Source organism: Trueperella pecoris, from assembly GCF_014926385.1.
Lineage (GTDB): Bacteria > Actinomycetota > Actinomycetes > Actinomycetales > Actinomycetaceae > Trueperella > Trueperella pecoris.
The window spans coordinates 1,034,946-1,060,508 of the sequence record NZ_CP053291.1; the positions used below are offsets into that span (position 1 = coordinate 1,034,946).

Below are 25,563 nucleotides of genomic sequence, written 5' to 3' on the forward strand. Positions count from 1 at the left end.
CCATTGTGCCATCTTGAGGCCAGAGATGCCTCGGCTCACAAGAGAACGAACGTCAGCCACGAACCCATCACCAGCCACGGGCCGAGGGCGTGGCGGGAGGTTAGGTTTGCCCGCCGCGCAACGAACCTGCCCGTCACGTACACGGCGTGACCGAGGAAAGCCAGCGTTATCATCGTCAGGGCGCCCCACGGATGCCACAGACAGTTCCACATGGCCAGGACCGCGATCAGGCGGGCATCTCCCTTTCCCAGCAGGCGGCCACCGGACAGGTAGGAAGTCCCTACCATCGGCACGGCTACTACGAGCGCCATCAGCAACGAATGCCAGGGCGGTCTCACGAACACGACGCCGACGAGCCACATCGCCGCCGCGAGGTGAGTGAAGTTCTTGACAAGCACGTGCCGGCGGGCGTCGATCCAGCCGTTAATCGTGAGAGGCATATAGAACGCCGCGCCTAGCGCCGCCTTTGGCCACCACGTCCAGGTGACACTGGGGGCGGTCCCGGCAAAAGCATAAACGCCGGCGAGCGTGATAAGCGCGCCGCTCAGGGCGAGGGCCACTGCGCGCCGATTCGACAGGGTGCCGTAAAGAAGTGGATGACTCATGCCCTCAGGCTAGCGATCTACGAGCGCCGCCTGATTTTTAATCCACAGCCAAGGCGGACCGGATCTCCTCTATGGAGGGGCTGGAGCCCGTCACAGCGCGAAGCTGGCTTTGCACCTGCAGGGCCATCACGAGCTGGCGATCGACCATCGGACCGTCGAAGTCGCCCCAGGTTGAGGAAAGATCGACCACGGCCGCGGGGCGAGCAGCAACGTGCTCGTCAACCGTGTTCACGAGCACGCCGATGTCAAGGTCACCGAGGGAATCCGGCCGCACCGACTCGACGTCCACGCCCATGCGATGCGCCGCACTCATGGCTGGGCCCGGCACAGCGGAAGCGATGCAGATTTGCCGATAACCGTGCTGCACCACTGCCGCAATAGCGCAGCTGGCCTCCGCCCCAGAACCCACGATGACTGCCATCGAGCTGCCCGACTGGCCCGAGTGCACGCCAAAGACCTGGTCCATGGCACGGCCAAGGGCCCCAGGAAGAGCCGCGAACCCGACCGTCATTCGCGAAGCGCCCATCGGCTGAAAAACAATCGTGTCAACGGCGCCCACGCGGCCGGCAATGCCATCGAGGAAGCCGCACGCCTCTCGTAGCGCGGGACGGGGATCAATGGTGAAAATGACCCCCTCGCCGGCGTAGCTATCGAGAAGCTGGGCGACGTCGTCGTGCGCGACCTCGAAACTGAGACGCGCAAACGCCGCGGGTGGCAGGCCGCTGATAGCGAAGGTCAACGCCCGCTCGCCCCCGACGACTGCGCCTGGCCCGGGTGATCAGCCACCCACTGGCGAAGCTCACCGACGTAGGTGTTGTGCTCGTCGAGGTTGTTAGCGAACTTCGTCTTGCCCGTTTCAAGGTTCACGGTCACGAAGTACAGCCAATCGCCCTGAGGCGGATTTGCAGAGGCAGCAATGACGGCCGCGCTCGGGTTCGAGATCGGCGTGGGAGGAAGACCGGCGTTGCGGTAGGTGTTGTAGGGGGTGTCGGCCTCAATTTCTTCCTTCGTCGGCACACCACCGGACTTGCCCACCCCGTACAAGACGGTCGAATCCATCTGGAGGCGTCCGTTAACCTGCGAGGTGTCCGTCAGCCGATTTTCAATGACGCGGGCGACCTGGCCGTAATAGTCGGGCCAGTTGACCTCGCGCTCGACGATCGAGCCGACGATGATCGTCCGTTGCCACTTCTCACGCGGTAGCCCCATCGAGTTCAGTTCGCTCACGCGCTGCGAGACCATCGCCGAGAGCGCTTCCTTCGGCGTCGTATCGGGGGCGAAGGTGTAGGTCACCGGCGAGAGCCAGCCCTCCACCTTACCGCCCGCCTCCTGCGGGAGGCCGATGGCGGCGGGATCGGCGAGAACCTTGTCGACGTCGGCCGCGTCGTATCCCATGACCTTCACCAGCCGCGCCGAAATCTGAGCTGCGGTGAAGCCCTCCGGAATGGTCACGGAGATTTCAGCCCGGCTATCGGGATCGAGCAGACCGGCCAGCGCCGACACCGCCGACATATTCTGCTTAAGCTTGTAGGAGCCCGCCTGGATGGAGGCGGCACGCTTGTCGTTATTAAACGCATCGATGAACGCGCGCTCGGAGGCAACCACGCGGTTCGACAAAAGAATCTGGGCGATGTCCCGACCCGTTGAGCCCTCGGGGATGGTCACGATGACCTCCCCTGAGCCCTCGCCCTCGTAATCCGCCGCGGCCGTGCCGCTCAGGTCCAAGAGAGTCTTGACGTGGGGCCACGCGATCACCGAGGACATGGCCAGGAGCGCGACCGCCACAAAGGTCACGACCATCGTGCGGAGCTTACGACGCCGACGCTGCCGGGCGCGCTCAGCGGCCGCCTGGCGCTTGGCTTGAGCGTTAGGGAGTTGATCAAAAAGCTCAGACACGTTCTTCCTCCACAGCCAACGCCAGTTTCCCTGGCGCACGACCACTTACTCGTTCTTGTTCTAGCGCGTTTTCAAGAATGATAACCGCCGCCGCTTGGTCGACCACACTGCGGTGGGTGATCTCTTTCCGCCCGGCCTCGTGAAGCTGACGATGAGCCTGGACTGTCGTCAAGCGCTCGTCGATCATTCTCACCGGTACCGGTGCGATCTTGCGCGAGAGCCGCACGGCCCACCTGCGGGCCATCTTTGCCGATTTGCCTTCGGTGCCGTCCATGTTCAGCGGCAAGCCGACGATCACCTCGAGGGCTTGGGACTCCCGGACGAGTTTGGCCACGCTATCGAGGTCGCCGCGTCCACTTTTTAGCGTGGCCACCGGCGTGGCGAGAATCCCGAAGGCGTCGCATCGGGCGACGCCGACGCGCGCCGCGCCGACGTCGATCCCGAAGCGTACTCCAATCCTCAACGATTAGCCGATCTGTGCGACGACTGCATCCAGAGCCTCGCGAATCTTCGCGGGATCCTGGCCGCCGCCCTGAGCCATGTCGTCCTTGCCGCCGCCTCCGCCGCCGAGGATCTTGGCGGCGATGGAGACGAGCTTGCCGGCCTTCGCGCCGCGCTCCCGTGCGGCCTCGTTCGTGGCGATGACGATCGAGGGCCGCCCCTTGGCAACCGCGGTCAAGGCCACGACGCCCGGAGCTTGCCCCAGGCGCTCACGCAACTGGGTGGCGAGCTGACGGACCTGGTTGGAATCGGCATCCTGACCAAAATCGTGGGCGACCACGGCGATGCCATTCTTGTCTTGGCGTGCCGCGAGCAGGCCATCGAGGTTGGAGGCAAGCCTTTCGGTGCGCAACGTCTCGAGATCCTTCTCCGCCTTGCGAAGCTTGGCGATGAGGGCATCGATGTGCTCGGGAAGCTCCTCTGCACGAACACGAGTCATGGACGTCAGCTGCGAGACGAGCGCGCGCTCCTTCGCACCTTCGGCGTACGCGCCACGGCCCACAAGCGCCTCCACGCGGCGAACGCCGGAGCCGATCGAGGATTCGCCGAGAATCGACACGAGGCCGATTTCGCCCGTGTCCCCCACGTGCGTTCCCGCGCACAGCTCGCGCGACCAGTCGCCTCCGATGGAGACCACGCGCACTTCTTTGCCGTACTTTTCACCGAACAGCGCAGTGGCGCCGAGGGCCTTCGCCTCGTCGAGCCCCATGATCTGATCGGTCACCGCGAGGTTGTCCTGAAGCTTGGAGTTGACCTCAGCCTCGATAGCACCGAGCTCCGAAGCCGAAACCTGGGAGCCGTGGCGGAAATCGAAACGCATGCGCGAAGGAGCGTTCTCCGAACCTGCCTGGGTGGCCTCGCGTCCGAGCACCTCGCGCAGAACCTCATGCACCATGTGCGTCGAGGTATGAGCGCGGGCAATCTGCTCGCGACGATCCACGTCAATCTGCGAGAAGACGGCGTCGTCGATTGCGACGCTTCCCTCGGTCAACGAGGCGCGGTGCACGAACAAGCCCTTGATCGGCATCTGGACATCGTTAACCTCCAGGTAGCCGCCGGCCACGGAGATAGTTCCATGATCGGCAAGCTGGCCGCCCTGCTCGGCCCAGAAGGGGGTCTGATCGAGAACGACGTCGACCTCGGCCGGGGCCTGCGCGAACGGCACAGGCTGGCCGTCCTTAAGAATAGCAACGACCTTGCCGTCCGCCGAGTAGTCGGTGTACCCCAAAAAATGGGTGCCGCCGCCGGCTTGCTCCTCGATTTTGTGGTAAACCGAGGCGTCCACATGACCGGTCTTCTTGGCCATGGCGTCCGCGCGGGCACGGTCCTTCTGCTCCTGCATGAGCGCCCGGAAGCCCTCCTCATCAACATCGACGCCGGCCTCATGGGCCATCTCCAACGTCAGGTCGATCGGGAAACCGTACGTATCGTGAAGGGTGAAGGCGGTCTGACCCGGCAGGACGATCCCGTCGGCCTTCGACTTCTCCACAGCAACGTCAAAGATCTGCGTGCCGGACTCGAGCGTGCGCCGGAAGGCATCCTCCTCGCCGTAGGCGATCTGGCTGATGCGCGCAAAGTCGCGCTCAAGCTCCGGGTAGGAATCCTTCATGACGTTCATCGACGCCGGCAGAAGAGTCGGCAGCGCCACGGCGTCGTAACCAAGTAGACGAACAGAACGCACCGCGCGGCGGATCAGGCGGCGCAGGACGTAGCCGCGCCCATCGTTGCCCGGGCGTACACCGTCTCCAATGAGCATGAGCGCCGAACGCACATGGTCGGCGACGATACGCATACGCACGTCGTCTTCCTCGCTGGCGCCATACTTCTTGCCCGTAAGCTCTTCGGTCGCGGCGATGACCGGGTATACCTCGTCGATCTCGTACATGTTCTTCTTACCTTGGAGAAGGTAAGCAATGCGCTCCAAACCGGCGCCGGTATCGATCGCTGTCTGATCTAGCTTGCCCAGGAGCGGATAGTCCTTGCCGGTGCCTTCGCCGCGCAAGAATTCGTCAAAGACGAGATTCCAGATCTCGAGGTAACGGTCGCCGCCCGGATCCATGTTGCCGCCCACAGCTTCGGGGCCGAAGTCCGGGCCGCGGTCGTAATGAATCTCGGCGCAACCGCCGGCAGGGCCCGGCTGGCCAGTGGACCAGAAAATCTCTTCGCGGGTGAGCTTGACGACGTGCTTGGGATCGAGGCCAATCACCTTCGTCAGGTGGTTATACGAAACCTCGTCCTCTTCCCAGATCGTGACCCAGAAGCGATCCTTCTCCAGCCCGTAACCACCCTCGTCAACGGGAGAGGTCAGCAGCCCAAAGGCAAGATCGATAGCACCCTCCTTGAAGTAATCGCCGAAGGAGAAGTTGCCGCACATCTGGAAGAACGTACCGTGGCGGGTGGTGCGACCAACGTTGTCAATGTCGTTGGTGCGGATACACTTTTGCACTGAAGCCGCACGCGGGAAGGGCGCAGCCTCCGTGCCCACGATGTAAGGAATGAAGGGGACCATGCCGGCAATCGTGAAAAGAATGGACGGATCCGGGGACACGAGCGGCACCGAATCAACGATCTCATGCTCATGCTTACGGAAATATTCGAGCCAGCGGCTACGAATCTCAGAGGTACGCATTGTGCTCCCTATAGTGTCTTGAGGCGCGATGACACCTCATTTTAGGTGGTCTATGAAGTATTTTCGAAAACTAGGACTTGGACGCCCCAAAGACGTCCTTAACCTTCTCGGCACCTCGACGGGCGGCAAGGAAAGGCGCGCCAACGGTTGACGTCACGAGCGTGGTCATGGCCGAGATGTCCTCACTTGCACGTGTGGCCGCGTCGGTGATGGCATCGAGCTTCTTGACCTGAAGATTGGCCTGAGCGACGGTCTGTGCCGCCTCATCAATAGCCGGAAGCGTGTGTTCGGTCAGTTCGCGCAATGACTCGGTCAGCCTGTCGAGTACGCCGGAGACCTTGCGCAACGGCTTAATCGAGAAGTAAACGAGCACGAGGAAGCCGATCGCGGCGAGGAGACCTGCAATTTGCCCAAGAGTAATTTCTGCCATGGGGATAGCCTATCGGGATATGACAACGCGCCACGGGTAAACCGCGGCGCGTTGTGCGAAAGACGACTTAGCGCGAGTAGTGCTCGACGACCAGCTGAACTTCGCAGGTCACCGGAACCTCGGCGCGCTTGGGGCGGCGCACGAGCTCGGCGCGGAGCTTGGTCAGATCAACAGACAGATAGTCCGGAACGGCCGGAAGGACGTCAGCGTGCTGGCCCTGGGCGGCAACCATGAACTGTGCCGAAGCCTGCGAGCGCGGCTTGATCTGAAGGACCTGGCCGGGCTTGACGCGGAAGGACGGGCGATCGACGATCTTGCCATCGACCATGACGTGACGGTGAACGACGACCTGACGAGCCTGGGCGATCGTGCGGGCGAAGCCGGCGCGAAGAACGAGGGCGTCGATACGCATTTCGAGCAGCTCGATGAGGTTCTCGCCGGACATGCCTTCCATCTTGCGAGCCTCGTCCCAGACCTTGCGCAGCTGAGCCTCGCGGATGCCGTACTGGGCGCGCAGACGCTGCTTCTCCTTCAGACGAATCGAGTAATCGGATTCCTTGACGCGGCCACGGCCGTGCTCGCCAGGGCGGTAGGGGCGGCGCTGCATGAGGCGCTCAGCCTTCGGGGTCAGAGCAATACCGAGGGCGCGTGACTGGCGCACCGACTTACGGGAACGGTTTGTTGCCATGTAAAAATCTCCTGTCGACTCATGGCGTGCGATGTGCACGGGACCAACAACTAAACGGCTAAGGTCCCAGGGGTGCTCCATGACGGAGCGTCACTTCGGCGAAGCAACCTCACAAGATTAGCATCAATGCCCCCGAAGAATCGCCTGCACCCGGGCCATCCTCGACGTGACATTGGCCTCGTACCCGCGCTCGAGAGGCTCGTAGTAGACGGTCCCCACCAGCTCATCGGGCAGATATTGCTGCTCCACCACGCCTGCGGGCGAATCGTGAGGGTAATCGTAGGGCTTGTTCTTACCGGTCGAATCGGCGGCGATGCGGGAGGATTTGAGCGACTGATCGCGCAAATGAACCGGCACCGCGCCAATCTTTCCCGCGCGCACGTCCGCTATCGCCTTGTTGATGGCCAGGTAGGCCCGATTGGACTTGGGCGCGGTGGCAAGGTGCACCACAGCCTCCGCCAAGATGATCCGTGCCTCCGGCATTCCCACGAGGGCAACAGCCTGGGCGGCCGCGGTTGCCGTTTGGAGCGCCGACGGATCGGCCATGCCCACGTCCTCCGCGGCGGAAATCATGAGCCGCCGTGCCACGAACCGCGGGTCCTCCCCCGCCTCGAGCATACGAGCCAGGTAGTGGATGGCCGCGTCCACGTCCGATCCGCGGATGGACTTGATGAAGGCCGAGATCACGTCATAATGCTGGTCCCCATCGCGATCGTAACGCACGGCATAGACGTCCACCGCGGCCTCGACGTCCTCGAGCGTGAGAAAATCGCTGGTCACCGCAGCCTCAAGAATCGTCAGCGAACGCCGCCCGTCATTGCCCGCCAGCCGAACAATCTCGCCTATCGCTTCCTCGCTCGCCGTGACGCCCCCGCCGTACCCACGCTCGTCTTCCAACGCGCGCCGCACCAGTGCCTCGATATCGGCGTCGGACAAAGGATGGAGCGTGAGCAGAAGCGAGCGCGACAGCAACGGGGAGATGACCGAAAAAGAGGGGTTTTCAGTCGTCGCCGCGATGAGTATCACCCAGCCATTTTCAACCGCAGGCAACAGCGCATCCTGCTGGGTCTTGGAAAACCGGTGAACCTCGTCAATAAAAAGAACGGTCTCTTGCCCGTAGGTGACCAGGTGGCCGCGGGCATCATTGATGACGGCGCGCAGTTCCTTCACGCCGGCGGAGACGGCGGAGATCTCAACGAAGCGCCGGTTGCCTTGGCGGGCCACTAGGTAGGCCAGGGTCGTCTTTCCGATGCCTGGAGGCCCCCACAGGAACACGGAGGACGGCGCGCCACCACCAGGCTCAATGAGGCGTCGCAGTGGTTGGCCCTCGCGTAACAGGTGCCCTTGCCCGAGCACTTCATCGATCGACCGTGGGCGCATTCGCACGGCAAGGGGCGCCGACGTATCCACGGGCGTGCCGGCGTCGTCAAAGCCTTGGGAGTCGAACAGATCCATAGCGCTAGCATAGTACGCCGCGCCGACAAGGTAGTTTCGTGGCCCATGTACCTGCAAGCTCATCCCCGGGTTATGCGCGGAATTTCGCGCTGTCAGTGAACGGCACCCAATATCTCCTCCCGCTTGGAATAATGAAAGACATCACGGGAAGGGTTGGTCATGTTTGATCGTCTGGGCCACGCGATTGCGCGTCGACCAAAGTTTTTCGTCTTCGGATGGGTCGTGCTCCTCGTACTTGGGGGCACGGCCGCTTTGTGGGGTTTTGGTCAGGGCAATCTCTTTGCCCTCATGCAGTCCTCCGAATCGATGGTTCCTGATACTGAGTCCGACGTCGTCATCCAAAAGACGAAGAGCGTGACCTCGCCAGAATCGGCCATCGTCGTCGTGGAAGGCATCAGCCCGTCCGCCGCGGAGAGCGAGGTGGATGCCTTCCGTAGCGAATTGCTTTCCATCTCCGGCGTAGAGACGGTGGTGGACCCGCTCGACGTCGACAAGCAGTTCGCGGCCGGCCAGGACAAGGCGGTCAACGACGCCGTCGCGCAGGCGATCGCGGCCAACCAAGCGGCAATCGACGGCGCGGCCCAAAAGGCGATCGCGCAGGCCGAGCCGCAGATCCAGCAGGCCGTCGCTGGTGCAGTCGCCCAGTTCCGGCAGGCCAACCCCGGCGCGCCGACCGAGCAGGTGGCCGCCCAGGCCCGTCAGCAGGCAAGTGATGAGGTCGAGCGGGCGGCTCGCGAGGCCGCCACGAAACGCATCGAGGACGAGGTGCGCGCGACCGCCTCAGAGCAGGCATCCAAGGAACATAATCCCGCCGATGACCTGCGTCAGGACGCCGGATTCGTCGTTGTCGTGAACGTTCATGGCACCGACACGAACGCCACCCCAGCCATACTTGCCGCGACTGATCGTTTCCAAAGCAGGCTACAACAGGTCGATCCCAGCGCGCGGGCGAACGTGAGCTCCGGCGTCGTCGTCGAGGACGCCATCATGGACCTGGTCAAGAAGGACCTGCTCACCGGCGAGGCCATCGGCCTGCCCATCGCTCTCTTCATCCTCATCGTCGTCTTTGGCGGACTGCTCGCCGCGGGCCTACCGCTCCTCGGGGCCATCACCTCGATCGCCGTGGGGATGGGGCTACTGTGGGTGTTGACCCACGTGACGAACGTGGACACCTTCGTTCTCAACATCTTCTCGATCATCGGCCTGGCTCTCTCCATCGACTACGGGCTCCTGATCGTCTCGCGTTTCCGTGAGGAGGTCGCACGCCAGCGAAGTTCGGACTCCGTCTCGCCCTCAGTGCTGGTGGCCCGCGCTATCGCAACCACGGTCGCCACGGCCGGGCGAACCGTCACCTTCTCCGCGCTCACCATCGCGTTCGCGATCTCAGGGCTTCTACTCATGGACGCGCCGATGCTCAAGATGATCGGACTGGGCGGCATCATCGTCACACTGTTGGCCGTTGCCACGGCCGTCATGATGGTTCCCGCCATGATCACTATGCTGGGCGCGAGGCTCGTGCGACCCTCCTGGTTTGCCCGCGCGCCGCTGTTCGGCACCCTCGTGAAGAAGGTCGGCGACGCCGCCTCCGACGAGGGCCTCTTCTCCCGGCTCGCCCAGTGGGTCCACCGCCGCCCCTGGCAGATCCTGCTCGCGGTGGCCGCCGTGCTGATCGTCATGGCAATGCCTATCCGCGACCTTCAGATGCGCTCCAATTTCATGGAATACATTCCCGCGCACACACGAGTCTCGCAGGCCTACGACGGCATGCAGAAGTATCAGCAACTGGCCACGCCCTCGGTGAGCATCCTCGCCGAGACCGCTCCCGAGAATACCGACGGCCTGGTGGCGAAGATACGTGACATCGCCCCAGCCGATTGGGTCAGCGTCGCCGAATTTGATGGCGACCAGACGCTGGTCAAGTTTCACATGCCGGGAGACCCGGTCGGCCCCGAGGTCACCGACGTCGTCAAGAGCCTACGCTCCTACGAGCCCGGCTATGACATGTTCGTGGGCGGGCCAGCCGCACTCCAGCTCGATTTCACCTCCTCCGTCCGTCAGGGCGCGCCGCTCGCCTTCGGCGTCGTTGCCGGAGCAGTTTTAATCTTGCTCTTCTTCATGACCGGATCCGTCATCGCGCCAGTGAAAGCGCTGGTCATCAACTCGCTTTCGCTGCTGGCGGGCATGGGGGCCACGGTCTTTGCCTTCGAACACGGCCTGTTCGGGCTCCCCCAGTCCCAGGGCCTCGAAACCTTCGTCGTCGCCTCCGCCATGGCATTCGGGCTCGGGCTGGCGATGGACTACGAGGTCTTCCTGCTCGCACGGATCAAAGAGTACTGGGATAGTGGCGAAACGAATGACGACGCCGTTGCCAAGGGTCTCCAGCGCTCGGGGCGCATCATTACCTCGGCTGCGGCCATCATCATCGCCGTCTTCATCGGATTCATCTTCGGCGACATGCTGGCCATTAAGCAGGTGGGCGTGGCGCTCGCTCTCATCGTGACCATCGACGCCACCCTCGTGCGAATGCTCCTCGTTCCGGCGACCATGACGATTCTTGGACGCTGGAATTGGTGGGCCCCGGCCCCGCTCAAGCGACTCTACGAGAAGCTCAAGATCGTCCATTAGTCGGCGAAGGCGACCTTCTCCAGTTTATCCGGCCCGAAACAGTACGCGCCGGTGGCGGACCACTGGCAGGTGACATCCTCGCTGACCTTCTTACCCGAGGCGAGGTTGAAGGTTGTTGCGACGACGCCGTCTTGAGACCTCCCGCGCACGGAGACAAACGGATAGTCCCCCACGAAGAACGCGACCGATTCGGGACGTACCGGCGTGATGTCCAAGGATTTGCCAGCGGCGGTCCGCAACCCCTTGACGTTTGCAAAGGACGGTGCGACCGAATCGGTGAGAATCTCGTCGAAGCCTTCAACCTGCCCGGACGGAAAGACGAAGGCGTGGCCGGTCTCGATCGTCTGGGCGCGCTCGAGAATCTCGGCCACGTTCTGCCGGGTCCACTGCGGATTGATGGTGAGGTGAAGCATGGGCGTCACATCGACTTGGGCCGTCTGCTCTCCGGCGCCGTCGAAAACGCTGACCTTGGTGGGCGTCGCGTTGGGTTCTGGCTGTCCCGGCTCGACCACGACGAAACCGTCCTTGAGCGGTTGGGCCACGCGCGCGATTCCGGGCGGATTAAGCCAGGGCGAGTTCAGCTGTAACACACCCCCGTCGAGGAGCCTCGCCAGCGGCTCGGGATAGTTGCCCGCGTCGCTTTCGACCCTGGTCCCATCTACCAGGTAGCTGGTGCGTCCGTCGAAACGCGCCAGGACGACGTCGGAGGTGCCCACCTGCGTCAGGGACGTCGAGGCGTCTTCCTCGACGAGCTCAACTCCCTCGCTCCCTCCGCGCGAAAAGTACAGCTTGTCACCTATACGGCCCTCGAGCACGAGCCCGGAACGGGCCTCGCTCGTTCCGGCCTTGTCGACGACGACGGACTCGCGCGTCGCAAGCTGGCACAAGAAATTGGCGCCAATCGGCTCGCAGGAGGTGACATCGTCAGCCAGCGTGAGCGTCCACGTCTCCTTGCCCGAAGAAGGCGCGAAGCCGTGCAACGTCTGTCCGACCGGCACGACCACGAGGTCGTCGGTCTCGGCGATGGAGAGGACCGAAACCTGCTGGTAGAGGCTGCCCAGGCTCAGCGGAACCGACCAGATGGCATCGGAGGCTCCACATCCGGCCAGCAGGAGTACCGCCAGCGAAACCGCGACGCGCTTCATGTCGCCTGCAATTCTTTGAAGGGCTGGTCGCTGCCGAAGATCAGCCCGCCGTCGTGGCGGATGCCGAGCCGGCTGTAAAGCCGCATAGCCCCGTCGTTCCAGCCCCACACGCCGAACTGGATATGCGAAGCGAGCTGGAGTGAGGCGTTGACCGCGCCGACCATCGTCGCTCCGCCGTAGCCCTTGCCGCGATATGCCGGTACCGTGCCCAAACCGTGGAAGCCCATGCCGGTGCCACTGCGCTCAGCGCCCATCACAGTCGCGATATTGCCGTCCGGGGCGCGGAGAATAAACCAATCCAAATGATCGAATTCGTCGACGGCCGCAGAGATCGGATTCGAAGCGAGAAGCGCTGCGCGAACCTGGTCCCGCACCGGCTCCAGCTTGGCCGAATGCGCGCGTAAGAACTCCACGCGTTCGCAGTGCTCAATCTCGGCGAGCGGCGCGTCAGTCCAAAAGAAGTCCCACGCGTGTCCCCAGTATGGGCCGAAGTGGGTACGCGTCGCTTCGTCGAGCGCCCCATAGACCTCGCGGTTGATCATCGTCGTGTGAGGGACAAGGCCACGCCCGGCAAAGTCGGTCAACGCGGCGATGGCGGCCTTGGGCTCCCCGTAGGCGATGAGCCGAGGACCCTTCGTCCCGTCAACGATCGCCAACCCGAGGTCGGGCTTCTCGATTGTCTCGAGAGGCTCGACCTCGCGATTGTGCTTCCACGCGCCTAGGCGCCAAAAGGCGGATGACGCTCCGAGCATTTAGGCGTCCTTGTCCGCGTCCGCCTTCTCACCCTTCTTCTTGGGCTTGGCGTCTACACCAGCTTCCTTGCGCTGTTCAAGCGTAATAGGAGCAGGCGCGTCAGTGAGTGGATCCCAGCCGTTTCCGATCTTGGGGAACGCAATAACATCCCGGATCGACTTGGCTCCAACGAGTAGGGAGACGATGCGATCCCAACCGAAAGCGATTCCACCGTGCGGCGGAGCCCCGAACTTGAAAGCTTCAAGAAGGAAGCCGAATTGCTTGTTGGCAGTTTCTTCGTCAATGCCCATGACGTTGAAGACACGCTCTTGGACGTCGGCACGGTGAATACGGATCGAGCCACCGCCGATCTCGTTACCGTTGCAGACAATGTCGTAGGCGTAAGCGAGTGCGTTGGCGGGGTCTTGATCAAAGGAATCGAGCCATTCAGGCTTAGGCGAGGTAAAAGCGTGGTGAACCGCAGTCCATTTGCCCGCGCCCACAGCCACATCTCCCTCGGCCTCGGCATCCGCGGTTGGCTTGAACAATGGAGCATCAACAACCCAAACAAAGGCCCAGTCGCCTTCGTTGATCAGGCCGCAGCGCTTGCCAATCTCCAGGCGGGCAGCGCCAAGCAGATCGCGCGATGCGGAGGGCTTACCCGCGGCGAAGAAGATGCAATCGCCCGGCTGGGCGCCGGTGGCCACCGCCAAGCCGTCGCGTTCGGCGTCGGAAATGTTCTTCGAGACAGGCCCGCCAAGCGTTCCATCCTCGGCAATCGTCACGTAAGCCAGGCCGTGCGCGCCGCGCGCCTTCGCCCATTCCTGCCACTTGTCGAACGTGCGCCGCGGCTGGGAGGCACCGCCCGGCATAACGACAGCGCCGACGTACTCGTTTTGGAAGACCCGGAAGGGGGTGTCCTTGAAGTACTCGGTGAGGTCCACGAGCTCCTGGCCGAAGCGCAGGTCCGGCTTGTCCGAGCCGAAGCGCTCCATGGCCTCCTTGTAGGGCATGCGCGGGATCGGGGTATCCAGCTTGTATCCGATGAGCGCCCAGATCTCCTTGAGGACGTCTTCAGCGACGGCGATCACATCGTCCTGGTCAACGAAGGACATCTCCACGTCAAGCTGCGTAAATTCGGGCTGACGATCGGCACGGAAATCTTCATCGCGGTAGCAGCGCGCGATCTGGTAATAACGTTCCATGCCAGCTACCATGAGCAACTGCTTGAACAGCTGCGGAGACTGCGGCAAGGCATACCACGATCCCGGGGCAAGGCGGGCTGGAACGATGAAGTCGCGTGCGCCCTCGGGAGTAGAACGGGTCAGAGTCGGGGTCTCAATTTCGACGAAGTCGTGCCCATCAAGCACGCGACGTGCCGCCTGGGAGACCTTCGCGCGCAGGCGGATGGCCTTCTGCTCGTACGAACGGCGAAGGTCGAGGTAACGGTACTTCAGGCGGGTTTCCTCGTTGACCGATCCCGCGTCTTCGGCGTGATCGGAAATCTGGAACGGGAGCGCCGCTGAGGGGTTGACGATCTCAACGTCCGTCGCCTCAACTTCGACATCACCGGTGGGCAAGCTCGCGTTTGCATTCCCTTCGGGGCGCTCGTTGACGACGCCCGTAACCTTGATGACAAATTCCGAACGGAGCTCGTGGGCGACCTCCTCGCGGACGGTGACCTGGGCGATGCCCGAAGCATCGCGAAGATCGATGAAGGCGATGCCTCCGTGGTCACGACGGCGATCAACCCAGCCCGCCAGCGTGACGGTGGTGCCGATATCTTCCTTGCGCAGGGAACCTGCCATGCGGGTGCGAAGCACTCTCATCCTCTTTCAGTTGTCGATTCACCCGCGAGACGAGCGGGCGATGCACTCCCGCGAGACAGGCGGGATGCACGCCCCTCACTCTACGCCCTAGCCCACCCAATATCACACCTGATGAGACGTGCCCTATCCAACATCTGGATCTATGATTTCCCACGTGAGAGAACGCAAAAAACAACGCATCAGCCGTGGCCTTGAACAGTGGCTTTCAATCCTGGCCGTCACGCTCATCAGCCTTGTGGCATTCGAGACTGTGGCCGTCGCTACCGCTATGCCGTTTGTGGTCGAGATCCTTCACGGTGAGCACCTGTATGCTCTTGCCTCCGGCGTCGCGATGGCTACTCAACTCATGACAACTGCATTTGCAGGTCCATGGTGCGATGCGAAAGGCCCTAAGCCCTCTTTCTACACGGGCATTAGCCTTTTCGTCCTGGGTCTGGTCGTGGCAACATTCGCTCCCAATGTGCAGTCCATTGTCTTCGGTCGCGCGATCCAAGGATTGGGTGGCGGGTTAATCATCGTCCCGCTCTATGTTTTCGTGGGCAACTATGTCGAGCCCCATCGCCAAGCTCGGATTTTCGGTTCCTTTGCGGCCGCATGGGTGGTTCCGTCATTGGTGGGCCCGCTCGTCGCAGGCTTCTTCGTTGAGCATTTGAACTGGCGTTTCGTCTTCGGCATCGTGCCGATCCTCATGATTTTTGTTATTCCGGTGCTCTTGACACAGTTCGCCAAATTTCCCCGGGTCTATGAGCCGCGTCCATTGTCGGGCTACAAGCGTACAATCGCGTTCGCAGTGTCCGCAGGTAGTGGCATTTTAGCGATCCAGATGTTCTCCGGATTGCGGTCCGACAGCTTTAGCATAAAGGTGATCGGCGCTGTCATCGTATTATCAATCCTAGTACTTGTTCTTGCGCGCCCGCTGCTGCCGCGCACAACCTTCAGGGCTGGGCGCGGTCTGCCTGCTACCGTCCTTCTGCGCCTCATCATTAACGGAACTTTCTTGTCAGTGGAGATTTTCCTCCCCCTCATGCTCAAGACAGTCCATGGATGGTCACCGACACAGGCAGGCATAATTATGACACTTGGCTCTATCACTTGGGCCGTCGGTTCCCTGATGAGTGGCCGAATTAGTTTGCCACAACATCGAAAGCTTCTGCCGATCGTAGGAACCTTCACACAGCTTCTCGGCACAGCCGTGACTATCGTCGCTGCTTGGCAACACATTCACGGCAGTTTCGCCCTTGCGGGCTGGCTTATTGCGGGATTAGGTATCGGCTGGGCATATCCTGCTCTGACCGTTCATGGACTTGCAATCACCCCACCGGAACGTCATGGTCTTACGTCCGCGGCGCTTTCGATCGCTGACACTCTCGGGGCGGCGCTCTTCGTTGCGTGGTCAGGCATCATATTCGCACTTACACACTCCTTGGGCGATGCCGCATTCGCTTGGGTGATTGGCCTGATGGTTGCTATCTTGACCTCAGGTCTGTTCGTATCGAAACGGGTGCTTGATGTCACCCCGGCGCCTCTACCAGCATCGGAAGTAGCCCACTAGACTAGTTGAGGCGCAAAAGGCGCCGGGCCCATGCCGTTTTGTGTTGTTGTGTAGCGGCGCACGGGCGCCACTTATTGAACGCGGCGAATGCCGCCACATCACAAGGTATGTATGACTACTTTTGCTGGGCTTAATCTGCCCGAGAACATCCTGTCCGCCATCACCCAGATGGGATACCAAAATCCCACCCCCATTCAGGAAGAGGCCATTCCACCGCTCCTCGAGGGACGCGACGTCGTCGGCGTGGCTCAGACCGGCACCGGAAAGACCGCCGCCTTTGCCCTGCCGATGCTAACCCACGTGGACGCCGACCTCCACCACGTCCAGGCCCTTGTTCTTGCCCCGACCCGCGAGTTGGCAATGCAGGGCGCGGATGCCATCGACAACTTCGCCTCGAACACCACGGGCCTCAACGTCGTCGCCGTCTACGGCGGTTCGTCCTACGTTCCACAGATCGGCGCGCTGAAGAACGGCGCCCAGGTGGTTGTGGGAACCCCCGGTCGTGTCATGGACCTCATCGACAAGGGGGCCCTCAAGCTCACAAGCGTCAAGTACTTCGTGCTCGACGAGGCCGACGAGATGCTACGCATGGGATTTGCTGAGGACGTCGAGAAGATCGCCTCGGGACTGCCGGGCGAGCGTGTTACGGCGCTGTTTTCTGCCACGATGCCGACAACGATTCGTCAGGTCGCGCAGACCCACATGAGCGACCCTGTTGAGATCACGGTTACCCCGCCGGCCTCGACTATTGCCACGATCCACCAGACCTTCGCCGTAGTTCCGACGCGCCACAAGATCGGCGCGCTTGCCCGCGTTCTTGCGACGACGTCCGCCGACGCCGCGCTCGTCTTCGTCCGCACGCGGGCGACGGCCGAGGACCTGGCGATCGAACTGACCACGCGCGGCGTTCACGCCGCGACGCTCTCCGGTGATGTTCAGCAGCGCGACCGCGAAAAGCTCGTCGATCGTTTGCGTCACGGTACGCTCGACGTGCTCGTCGCCACCGACGTCGCCGCCCGCGGCCTTGACGTGGAACGCATCGGACTGGTCGTGAACTTTGACGTGCCACGCGAGGTCGACACTTATGTTCATCGCATCGGCCGTACCGGCCGTGCCGGCCGCGAGGGCACGGCACTGACGTTCGTCACGCCGAAGGAGCGCAGCCGACTACGCCGTATCGAGCAGATTACCGGCGCCACCATGGAGCAGGTTGAGCTTCCCACCCCCGCCGAGGTCTCAGGCCTGCGCGCCCGCCGTCTCGTGGCCGAGGCCAAGGAACGCTACGAGGTTGGCCGTCTGTCGGTATACCGCGAGGTCATCGCCGAGTTCCGCAACGAGCAGATCGAGTCGGACAAGCCGCTTTCCCCTGAGGATCTCATCGCAGCCCTGCTCGCCCTCGGTGTTCGCGATCCGGGGCCGCAGCCTGACGATGAGCCAGAGCACCTGACCGCCCGGTTCGAAGGGCGCGAAGAGCGTGGACGGCGTGGCCACCGCGAGCGTGGAGATCGCTCGGAGCGCGGCTCGAAGCCGAAGACCTTCGAGGGCGAGGGCACGATGTACCGCGTCGAGGTTGGGCGCAAGGATGGCGTCTCGCCTGGCGCAATCGTCGGCGCGCTGACGAACGAGGGCGGTCTGAACGGCTCGCAGCTCGGCCGGATCGACATCTACCCGACCTTCTCCCTCATCCAGATCAACCAAGAGATCGACCGCGACACCCAGCGGCGCATCGCCAAGGCCCGCGTTTCGGGTCGCGACCTGAAGATCTCGAAGGACACCGGCCCACGTCAGTCCGACGAGCGCGCCCAGCGCAAGTATCGTGCCGACCGGAAGTTTGGGCAGGATAAGCGCGATCGGAAGGATGGTCGTTACCATTCGCGCAAGCGCTTTGATTCTGCTCCGCGCACGTCGCGACACTCCTACTAGGCGACGCCTGGCGGTGGGCTTCCTCGTTCAGGAAGCCCACCGCCAGGTCAACATTCCCACCATATCCGTCACCTTGCTAAATCCCCCCATTGCGCCTGAATCGCGCTAGGGTGGTAAGTAAAGCCGAGCTCGACTCTCACGTACTGTTCGCGCCCGGGCTTACTACCTAGCAAAGTATCTCTCAAAGGTGATTGACATGGTCACACAGACAAGTAGCTTCGTCGTACCAGCTGCAGGCGCCAATAGCGCCGCTTTCCTCATCATCCCGGTGCTCGCGCTCGTCGTAGCGCTCATCGTTGCTGGCTTCTTCATCCGGTTCTTGGTGGTTGTCACCAAGTATTACAAGGATCGCATGACGTCACCTCACGCGCCTGAGACCACCCGACGCACTGACGCGGCGAGATAATCCCACCACGGCTGGCCGGTCCATGCAAGACGCCGGGACCAACTAGCCCAGCTGCAACAGCCCGGTCAGGAGTCCTTGAACATGTGCATACTGGCCGCGTTCTGCCTCCAGCGGCGCGAGGATAGCCTCTTCGGCACGTGAGCCGATGGCTCCCTCAAGGCGCGCGCGTACCCTCGCCCGCGTCCTCGCTGCGCCGCGCTCGGCCAAGAATCGGCCAAGACCAGCAAGCAGCCAGCCCGTCAGGAGTCCGGAGCCGAGCATGATCGTCGGTAGCGGGAAGATTCCCCACGCCGGTGGCGTTCCCAGCTGGAGCTGCAACGTGTCGGCACAGAAGAGCAACGCCAGCCACAGGGCGCCGGCCACCGCCACGCCAACCGCGAGCCACTGCACGATGTTGAACATCAGCCACCAGGCGGGCGTGCGCCGCGCTTCGACATCCTCGTTTCCGATCGTCGCATCGACGCCCGCGAGGAAGGCCTCCGTTCGCTCGGCTATGCCAGTACGCGCCTCGCGAGCCCACGCGGCGGGCATATGCGAGGTCACTGCCTCAGCGTATGCGCGCACCTTCCCGCGGGCGGCGCTCAGCTGCGCCGGGGAGACGTAATCGGCAACGCCCGTCACCTGTGGCCCGCGATCGAGCCGGAGCCGCTTGAGCGGATCGATGCGACGCTTGGCGAACCAGCGCGTCAACGGCCACCCCGTTGCCGCACGGGCCCGCTTGCGATGGGAATCCGCGCTGGCTCGCGCGACGACGTTCGCTCCCGCGGCCACGGCGAGTGCGGAGGCCACCGGCTCGAAGGGCACGTCTGCTGCCGTCGACGCCTGGCGGCCGCCGTCGGCGTGCATACGGCCGAGCATGCTCCGAGAGGCAGTTCGGATATCTGCGGCCAGGCGTTGATCGGCCGCCGTTTTCGCTGCAACAATCGCGTCGATCCGGTGTCGTAGAGTCTCCACCCCTCGCCCTGTTGTCGCCGACGTCGGCAGGATTTCCACCTCCAGGCCGTCTTCCCTCGCCAGCCGGGACGCATCGGCCAGCACGTCGGCCAGCGTCGCCTCATCCAAGCGATCGGCCTGATTGAGCACCACGATCGTCGTCGCCGCATGCTCCGAGAGCATCGACAAATAGTCCTCGTGGACGACGGCGTCGGCATACTTTTGCGGATCGAGAACCCACACGACGACGTCGACAAGGCTCGCGAGCCGCTGCGCCGACTGGCGGTGGACAAACTCAGTTGAGTCGATATCCGGCAGATCGATGAGAACGGTGGGACCGTGGTGGCTCAATTCGGCCTCGTGGCGTTCCTTGATCTCCAACCAATCCAGCACCTCGGCCGCCGGTACGTTCGACACGGCGAGAGGCTGTGACGTCGTCGGGCGAATAGCGCTCGCGTGTGCAATCTGGCTTCCCACGAGCGCGTTGAGCAACGATGACTTGCCCGCACCGGTGGCGCCGGCCAGAGCCACAATGGTCATCTGCGCGCCCAAGGCGCGCCGGGCAACAGCCTTGTCGAGAATCTGGCCGACGTCCCCCAGCTGGCTGGGCATCTTCGCCTCAACGATCTCCTTGACCGCGTGCAGGTCACCGATGGCTTCCGTCAGACTCACAGGTTCCTCCCGTCGGCAATCTTTGCCTCTGTCAGAGCGCGTAGGTTCTGGGCGTACTCGTCTCGGATCTCGCGCGAGAGACCGACCTCATCGATGGCTGCTTCCCACACATGACGATCCTTGTCGAGGTAGTCCTTGACCATCTGCTCAAGGTTGGCCTTCGCCTCTTTCGCCATGCGGCGGACTGCGCCGTCGCCAAAGATAGCCTCGAGCAGACGCTGGGCAACAACCGCCGTGCCGCCGGCAACGGCGATCTCCCCTCCCACGAGCCCGCCCGTCGATGCAAAAACGACGATGATCAGCGCAACGCCGATCGCGTTGACACTAAAGGCCAAGGCGCGCGCCGCCAGCCTCTTCGACTCGCCCTCATTGCGGATCATCGCGATGAGCGACGTCTGCCATTGCCGCACGAGCTGCGCAGCCTCCTGCGAGCGTTCCTCGTCGCTGCGGAACGCATCGGCCCCCACGAGCGTCTGGGCAATGCCGTGGCTCCACGCCTCACGCACGCGGGCGTTAGCGGCCTCGCTCTCGGCGGCGATGAGGGTCTGGAGGTTGTCCTCAATGGCTTCCTCGACCGTCGACGTATCGACGCTGGCACGGAAAAATCCCGAAATCTTGTCGCGGAGCGTAGACACGCCGTGCTCGAGCTTGCGCGACCATTCCCCCGTCCCGACGACGTCCTGCCACCGTGCGAGCACCTCGCCTCGCAGCATCGACCCGTCCGACACATCCCGGGTGATATTGGCCAGACCGCGGTCAAAGGCGGCGTTGACATCCCAGCGCAGCGAGTCGATGCCGGCAAGCTGCTCGTCGTAGCCCTCGAGGATGTCCGCCGAGTTATCGACGAGCTTATCGATGGTGCCAGATAGCGTCTGACGTGCCACGGACGAACGCACCTGGGCGTCCGATGCCAGCCCCTCCAACCATCCCCGGATCGGAGCGACATCCTCTGCCGCAACCACGCCATCTTCCGTGAGCTTTTGCTCCGAGAGCACAAAGAGTGGCGCATGCTCGAGCCCGCGCTCGCCAAGCATCCGGTCCAAATCGGCTCGCACCTCGGCGCCTGTTCCCGCAGGCACCCGGTTGAGAATAATGCCGACGACGACGTTGCGCTCGGCAGCCTCGTCGAGCATTGCCCATGGAATAGCATCCCCGTAGCGCGCGGCGGTCGTGACGAAGACCCACATGTCCGCGGCGGCCAGGAACTGCGCGGCGAGTTGACGATTCTCGACGACGACCGAGTCGATGTCGGGCGAATCGAGGAGCGCCATCCCGCACGGGACCAGGGTAGTCGAGCGGATCTCCAGCTCAGAAGCCGCCTCACCCGTGGTGGACAGTTCGTTGGGTCCATGCGATGTCACGCGAGCAAGATTCGGAAAGATGCGCTGGTCGGTGAACCAGTCGGCGTCGTCGGGATGGTGAAGCAGAAGTGGACGCCGGGTTGTCGGGCGGATCGCCGATGATAGGGCCACGACTTCGCCGAGCACCGAATTGACGAGGGTGGACTTTCCCGCGCCCGTCGAACCGCCAAAGACAGCAAGCAACGGCGCCTCGAGCGACTCGTAGCGCGGGATGACGTAATCATCAAGTTGATTAACCACGTCCGTGTAGGTCAGCAGGTAATCCTCGGTGCCGGACATCGCCAGCGGAAAGCGCAACTTTTCAAGGCTCGCACGAAAGGGCTTCAGTGCCCCGGCCACGCGCGAGCTCGGTTGCGCGAACTCACTCATGGCTCCCCCGAAGCTCCGGCGAGAGGTCCACGGTGGGCGGCGTCCATACGCCCGCATCGGCACCTACCTGATCGCCGGATCGAATGTCCTTGACCTGTTCGCCGTCGTCGGTGGAGAACCACACGTAGGGAATGCCGCGGCGGTCGGCGTAACGAATCTGCTTTCCGAACTTCGCCGAATTCGGCGAGACCTCGGCAGCAATGCCGCGTTTACGCAGGGCCTGAGCGGTCTTTTCGGCATGGCGGCGCTCACCTTCGTCGTTGACCGCCACTAGGACGACCGTCGGCACCTTACGCGAAGGCGTGAGGAGATCCTGACCAATGACGCGGGCTAGGATACGCGAGACACCGATCGACAGCCCAACGCCGGGATACGACTTCTTGCCGTCCGAAACCAGCGAATCGTAGCGTCCACCCGAACACACCGAGCCGAGATCCTCGTGGCCCTCGAGCACCGACTCGTAAACCGAGCCCGTGTAGTAGTCCAGGCCACGGGCGATCTTGAGGTCCGCCATGACCGCACCCGGGATGAGATCGTTCGCGCCCTCCACCAGGGCGACGAGTTCGCCCAGGCCCTCGTCCAGGAGATCCGAGCGGTATCCAAGCGCCAGCACGCGATCGGCCACGGAGGCATCGTCGGCGCGGATACCGGCTAGCTCAAGCGCCAGCCGAGCCTGTTGCTCGTTAGCCCCGACGCTGTCGATCAGCATTTCCGTGATCGCCTGGGGGCCCACCTTGTCAAGCTTGTCGAGGATGCGCAGCGTCTCCTCGACGTCTTCCAACCCGATGGCCTCGTAAAAGCCCTGTGCCACCTTGCGGTTGGAGGCCAGAATCCGCACCCGCGGGATCGGCAGCTTCGACAGCGCGTCGACCATGACGAGCGGAAGCTCGATTTCGTGGTGGAAAGCGAGGGTGTCCTGGCCGACCACATCGACGTCAGCCTGGAGGAACTCACGGAAGCGACCATCCTGGGGGCGCTCGCCGCGCCACACCTTCTGGATCTGGTAGCGGCGGAACGGGAAATCCAGGTGACCGGCGTTCTCAAGCACGTATCGCGACAGGGGAACCGTGAGGTCGAAGTGCAGACCCAACTCGGAATCTGCGCCCGCCTCGTCCTGAAGTCGACGCAGGAGGTAGATCTCCTTCGACGTCTCCCCCTTAGACAGCAGGCGCTCCACCGGCTCAACGGCGCGAGTTTCTATCCCGGAAAAACCATGGAGCTCGAAGGTATGTCGAAGCATATCAATCATGCGCTGTTCAACGATGCGACCAGCGGGAAGCCATTCAGGGAAGCCGGAAATAGGTGCGATTTTTGCCATGTAACTATTGTTCCACTTTTCGCCCCCGAATTAGGAATCGGCGGCGACTTTTCGCGCTAGCTCATCGCCGATTGAAGGAACGGGTTGTGGCGCACCTCGTGGAAGAGCGTCGTCGAGGGGCCGTGCCCCGGGAAGACATAGGTCTCCGGCTTAATGACCTGGACGAGCAAACGCAACGACGATGCCATCTTCTGCTCGTCGCCGCCGGGGAAGTCGGTCCGGCCGATGCCGCCGTTAAAGAGCACATCCCCCGCGATCATAATCGGCTCCACCCGACCGGTGGACATCATCGCCCCCTCACGATCCGGAGTCGGGTCCCCTTCGAAAAGGAAGACCGTTGAGCCCTCCGAATGCCCCGGGGTGGGCAACGCGCGCAACACGATGCCAGGCACAATTTCAAAGGGAGCCGAGAACGCCTCAGCCGGAAGCTCGCGCAGGCCGGCGGGCTTTTCCCACGGCTGGGCTCCCATTCGCGAGAGGGCCAGGTTCGTCGATGCATCGAGTGGTAGATGACTGAGAGGATCGTCCATGCGGTACATGTCCGGACCAGGCAGGTAGACCGGCGCCGTGCCCGCGACCACAGCAACATCCCACACGTGGTCCGGATGGCCGTGGGTCAGCAGAACGGCGCCAAGGGTTAGTCCCCGCGACGCAAGCGCGCCCGGGATCCAAGCATGGGAACCCGCGCCCGGATCCACCACGAGCGCGACCTTCGCGGCGTCGTCGGCAAGAATGTACGTGTTTGCTTCGAGGAAGGTTTGGCTGTTGCGCAGAAAAATCATGCCTCAACGGTACCCGATGATGCGCTCGAGATGCCGAGGCGACGCCGTCGCACAGCCCAAAGTTCGGATATATCCCTTTCGCCGCTCACTCAACTGGCACGAAATACGAATTCGCATGCGCGAGAACAAAAAACTGGCCGACAAAACGCGTAGACTATCCCCGACATACGCGAACGGTGTGGCGCCGAAGCCAACCCCGTCTACTGAGGAGAAACTCATGACTGAGTCCACGAACGAAACCCCTACCCCGGCGACCCAGGAGCCGGCTCACCCGACCCCGACTCCCGCTCAGGCGACCCGCCCCAAGCCACAGGTGGCCGCGCCGGTCCCCGACATCGACGACGCCGCAGCAGCCGAAGCCGCAAAGTGGGGACGCGTTGACGACGAAGGTAACGTGTGGTTGCGCTCCTGTGGCAAGGAAGCCGAACGCATTGTCGGCCAGTACACCATGGACGGCACGGAGAAGGACGCGCTCGGACTTTACGTGCGCCGCTACCTCGATCTCGAAAACCAGGTCAGTCTCCTCGAAGCACGCGTGCAGCTCATCTCCCCGGAGGAAATCACCTCCTCGCTGAAGTCCCTCAACGAGGCGCTCAAGGAGCCCGCCGTTGTGGGCGACGTCGATGCGCTTCGCCGCCGAGTCGAGGCACTCGAGGGCACGGCCGCCCAGCGCCGCGAAGAGGTCAAGGCCGAACGCGAAGAGGCCAAGAAGCTCGCCGTTGAAGAGCGCACCGCGATTGTGGAGGCGGCCGAGGCCATCGCAGCCCAGGACCCCGCTCACACGCATTGGAAGAACTCGCGGACCGAACTGTCCACCCTCCTCGACCAGTGGAAGTACGCTCAGCGTCATTCTCCGCGCATTGACCGGTCGACGGAGGAAGCGCTGTGGAAGCGATTCTCTTCCGCCCGCACCACGTTCGATCGCCACCGCCGCCAGTTCTTCTCGCAGAAGGACACCGAACGCAAGGAAGTCACCGCACGTAAGGAAGACCTCATCGCACGCGCGGAAGCCATCGCCGATTCCACCGATTGGGGGCCAACCTCCGGCCAGTTCCGCGACCTGATGAACGAGTGGAAGCGCGCCGGACGTACCAACAAGCGCGACGACGACGCGCTCTGGGAGCGCTTCAGCGCCGCACAAAATCGTTTCTACGACGCGCGCAATGCTTACAACGCCGAAATCGACGAGGAGTTCGCCGCGAACCGCGATCGCAAGCTTGAACTGCTCGCCGAAGCTGAGAAACTCCTGCCTGTGACCGACATCGACTACGCTAAGGCGCAGATTCGCGCCATCGGCGAGCGTTGGGATGCGATTGGTCGCGTGCCGCGCGCAGACATGCAGCGCACTGAGGGCCGCATGCGTGATATCGAGATACAGATCCGTAACGCAGAGTCCGAGCAGTGGAAGAAGTCCGACCCGGACAAGGACGAGCGCTCCGCCGGGATGGCTGAACAGCTCCAGCACCTCATCGACGAGCTCAAGGCGCAGATCGCCGATGCGCGCGCCGCCGGCGAGGAGAAGAAGGTCAAGGAGTTCGAGGAGGCGCTCGCCGCGCGTCAGGCTTGGCTCTCCGCTATTCTGGACAGCTAGAACACAAAGGTTGTGGCCCGGGGTGATCCCCCGGGCCACAACAGTCTCTCTTGGAGAGGTTACCCGACTGCGTGTAGGCGGATCACACATCGGGTCTCGCTGCCTGCGTTGTCCACAGTTG

At 62.9% G+C, this 25,563-nt stretch carries 20 protein-coding genes; 5 read left to right on the forward strand and 15 right to left on the reverse strand.

Annotated features, from left to right (window positions below; all coding sequences use genetic code 11):
• Positions 1-35 precede the first annotated feature (35 nt).
• The 8 genes from HLG82_RS04965 to HLG82_RS05000 all read right to left on the reverse strand — a co-directional run bounded on the left by HLG82_RS04965 (position 36) and on the right by HLG82_RS05000 (position 8,204).
• Positions 36-605 (reverse strand): hypothetical protein, encoded by a 570-nt coding sequence (locus HLG82_RS04965; protein WP_193327585.1) that lies wholly within the window; start codon positions 603-605, stop codon positions 36-38.
• 37 nt (positions 606-642) lie between these two features.
• The gene (locus HLG82_RS04970) at positions 643-1,344 is read right to left on the reverse strand and encodes a hypothetical protein (protein WP_193327586.1); all 702 of its coding nucleotides are present in this window, start codon (positions 1,342-1,344) and stop codon (positions 643-645) included.
• Positions 1,341-2,501, reverse strand: coding sequence for an endolytic transglycosylase MltG (gene mltG / locus HLG82_RS04975; protein WP_193327587.1), 1,161 nt, complete (start codon positions 2,499-2,501; stop codon positions 1,341-1,343). Before mltG ends, HLG82_RS04970 begins: the two co-directional genes overlap by 4 nt.
• On the reverse strand, positions 2,494-2,964 hold the full coding sequence (ruvX, locus tag HLG82_RS04980) for a Holliday junction resolvase RuvX (protein ID WP_193327588.1): 471 nt from the start codon (positions 2,962-2,964) through the stop codon (positions 2,494-2,496). The genes mltG and ruvX overlap by 8 nt, the downstream gene beginning before the upstream one ends.
• A gap of 3 nt (positions 2,965-2,967) precedes the next feature.
• A complete protein-coding gene (gene alaS, locus HLG82_RS04985) occupies positions 2,968-5,631 on the reverse strand; it encodes an alanine--tRNA ligase (protein ID WP_193327589.1) in 2,664 nt (887 codons plus the stop codon).
• 70 nt (positions 5,632-5,701) lie between these two features.
• Positions 5,702-6,061 (reverse strand): DUF948 domain-containing protein, encoded by a 360-nt coding sequence (locus HLG82_RS04990; RefSeq protein ID WP_193327590.1) that lies wholly within the window; start codon positions 6,059-6,061, stop codon positions 5,702-5,704.
• A gap of 67 nt (positions 6,062-6,128) precedes the next feature.
• Positions 6,129-6,749 (reverse strand): 30S ribosomal protein S4, encoded by a 621-nt coding sequence (rpsD, locus tag HLG82_RS04995; protein WP_193327591.1) that lies wholly within the window; start codon positions 6,747-6,749, stop codon positions 6,129-6,131.
• Positions 6,750-6,872: 123 nt separating this feature from the next.
• On the reverse strand, positions 6,873-8,204 hold the full coding sequence (locus HLG82_RS05000; RefSeq protein ID WP_193327592.1) for a replication-associated recombination protein A: 1,332 nt from the start codon (positions 8,202-8,204) through the stop codon (positions 6,873-6,875).
• A gap of 159 nt (positions 8,205-8,363) precedes the next feature.
• Between HLG82_RS05000 and HLG82_RS05005 the strand changes: the two genes are divergently transcribed.
• Entirely contained in the window at positions 8,364-10,829 is a 2,466-nt protein-coding gene (locus tag HLG82_RS05005; RefSeq protein WP_193327593.1) for an MMPL family transporter, read from the forward strand.
• On the opposite strand, the gene HLG82_RS05010 is transcribed toward HLG82_RS05005, so the two are convergent.
• Genes HLG82_RS05010 through aspS form a run of 3 tightly spaced genes read right to left on the reverse strand, consistent with a single transcriptional unit; the run spans position 10,826 to position 14,529 of the window.
• Positions 10,826-11,974, reverse strand: coding sequence for a hypothetical protein (locus tag HLG82_RS05010; protein WP_193327594.1), 1,149 nt, complete (start codon positions 11,972-11,974; stop codon positions 10,826-10,828). The two genes, HLG82_RS05005 and HLG82_RS05010, sit on opposite strands and share 4 nt — an antisense overlap.
• Positions 11,971-12,726, reverse strand: coding sequence for a GNAT family N-acetyltransferase (locus HLG82_RS05015; protein ID WP_193327595.1), 756 nt, complete (start codon positions 12,724-12,726; stop codon positions 11,971-11,973). The genes HLG82_RS05010 and HLG82_RS05015 overlap by 4 nt, the downstream gene beginning before the upstream one ends.
• Complete coding sequence (gene aspS, locus HLG82_RS05020; protein ID WP_193327596.1) at positions 12,727-14,529, reverse strand: aspartate--tRNA ligase; 1,803 nt, start codon at positions 14,527-14,529, stop codon at positions 12,727-12,729.
• A 148-nt stretch (positions 14,530-14,677) separates the two neighbouring features.
• Here aspS and HLG82_RS05025 point away from each other — a divergent pair, with 148 nt between their 5' ends.
• The 3 genes from HLG82_RS05025 to HLG82_RS05035 all read left to right on the forward strand — a co-directional run bounded on the left by HLG82_RS05025 (position 14,678) and on the right by HLG82_RS05035 (position 18,416).
• The gene (locus tag HLG82_RS05025; RefSeq protein WP_193327597.1) at positions 14,678-16,087 is read left to right on the forward strand and encodes an MFS transporter; all 1,410 of its coding nucleotides are present in this window, start codon (positions 14,678-14,680) and stop codon (positions 16,085-16,087) included.
• A gap of 111 nt (positions 16,088-16,198) precedes the next feature.
• Positions 16,199-18,010, forward strand: a complete 1,812-nt coding sequence (locus tag HLG82_RS05030) for a DEAD/DEAH box helicase (RefSeq protein WP_439654674.1) — start codon at positions 16,199-16,201, stop codon at positions 18,008-18,010.
• A gap of 196 nt (positions 18,011-18,206) precedes the next feature.
• On the forward strand, positions 18,207-18,416 hold the full coding sequence (locus HLG82_RS05035; RefSeq protein ID WP_193327599.1) for a hypothetical protein: 210 nt from the start codon (positions 18,207-18,209) through the stop codon (positions 18,414-18,416).
• A 42-nt stretch (positions 18,417-18,458) separates the two neighbouring features.
• Here the strand turns inward: HLG82_RS05035 and HLG82_RS05040 are convergent, their stop codons facing one another.
• The 4 genes from HLG82_RS05040 to HLG82_RS05055 are packed head-to-tail and all read right to left on the reverse strand — an operon-like array spanning position 18,459 to position 23,851.
• Positions 18,459-20,021: a dynamin family protein gene (locus HLG82_RS05040; protein WP_193327600.1), complete on the reverse strand. Its 1,563-nt coding sequence runs from the start codon at positions 20,019-20,021 to the stop codon at positions 18,459-18,461.
• Positions 20,018-21,751, reverse strand: a complete 1,734-nt coding sequence (locus HLG82_RS05045) for a dynamin family protein (protein ID WP_193327601.1) — start codon at positions 21,749-21,751, stop codon at positions 20,018-20,020. The genes HLG82_RS05040 and HLG82_RS05045 overlap by 4 nt, the downstream gene beginning before the upstream one ends.
• Positions 21,744-23,069, reverse strand: coding sequence for a histidine--tRNA ligase (gene hisS, locus HLG82_RS05050; RefSeq protein ID WP_193327602.1), 1,326 nt, complete (start codon positions 23,067-23,069; stop codon positions 21,744-21,746). The genes HLG82_RS05045 and hisS overlap by 8 nt, the downstream gene beginning before the upstream one ends.
• A 56-nt stretch (positions 23,070-23,125) precedes the next feature.
• Positions 23,126-23,851, reverse strand: a complete 726-nt coding sequence (locus HLG82_RS05055; RefSeq protein ID WP_193327603.1) for an MBL fold metallo-hydrolase — start codon at positions 23,849-23,851, stop codon at positions 23,126-23,128.
• Positions 23,852-24,068: 217 nt separating this feature from the next.
• Between HLG82_RS05055 and HLG82_RS05060 the strand changes: the two genes are divergently transcribed.
• A complete protein-coding gene (locus tag HLG82_RS05060; protein WP_193327604.1) occupies positions 24,069-25,442 on the forward strand; it encodes a DUF349 domain-containing protein in 1,374 nt (457 codons plus the stop codon).
• Positions 25,443-25,563: the final 121 nt, after the last annotated feature.

Coding starts and splice junctions, on each gene's coding strand:
- alaS (WP_193327589.1), bottom strand. CDS start 5,631: ATGCGTACCTCTGAGATTCGTAGCCGCTGGCTCGAATATTTCCGTAAG.
- HLG82_RS05005 (WP_193327593.1), top strand. CDS start 8,364: ATGTTTGATCGTCTGGGCCACGCGATTGCGCGTCGACCAAAGTTTTTC.
- HLG82_RS05055 (WP_193327603.1), bottom strand. CDS start 23,851: ATGATTTTTCTGCGCAACAGCCAAACCTTCCTCGAAGCAAACACGTAC.
- HLG82_RS04990 (WP_193327590.1), bottom strand. CDS start 6,061: ATGGCAGAAATTACTCTTGGGCAAATTGCAGGTCTCCTCGCCGCGATC.
- HLG82_RS04965 (WP_193327585.1), bottom strand. CDS start 605: ATGAGTCATCCACTTCTTTACGGCACCCTGTCGAATCGGCGCGCAGTG.
- HLG82_RS05030 (WP_439654674.1), top strand. CDS start 16,199: ATGACTACTTTTGCTGGGCTTAATCTGCCCGAGAACATCCTGTCCGCC.
- hisS (WP_193327602.1), bottom strand. CDS start 23,069: ATGGCAAAAATCGCACCTATTTCCGGCTTCCCTGAATGGCTTCCCGCT.
- HLG82_RS05010 (WP_193327594.1), bottom strand. CDS start 11,974: ATGAAGCGCGTCGCGGTTTCGCTGGCGGTACTCCTGCTGGCCGGATGT.
- rpsD (WP_193327591.1), bottom strand. CDS start 6,749: ATGGCAACAAACCGTTCCCGTAAGTCGGTGCGCCAGTCACGCGCCCTC.
- HLG82_RS05060 (WP_193327604.1), top strand. CDS start 24,069: ATGACTGAGTCCACGAACGAAACCCCTACCCCGGCGACCCAGGAGCCG.
- HLG82_RS05000 (WP_193327592.1), bottom strand. CDS start 8,204: ATGGATCTGTTCGACTCCCAAGGCTTTGACGACGCCGGCACGCCCGTG.
- HLG82_RS05025 (WP_193327597.1), top strand. CDS start 14,678: ATGATTTCCCACGTGAGAGAACGCAAAAAACAACGCATCAGCCGTGGC.
- HLG82_RS05035 (WP_193327599.1), top strand. CDS start 18,207: ATGGTCACACAGACAAGTAGCTTCGTCGTACCAGCTGCAGGCGCCAAT.
- HLG82_RS05045 (WP_193327601.1), bottom strand. CDS start 21,751: ATGAGTGAGTTCGCGCAACCGAGCTCGCGCGTGGCCGGGGCACTGAAG.
- HLG82_RS05015 (WP_193327595.1), bottom strand. CDS start 12,726: ATGCTCGGAGCGTCATCCGCCTTTTGGCGCCTAGGCGCGTGGAAGCAC.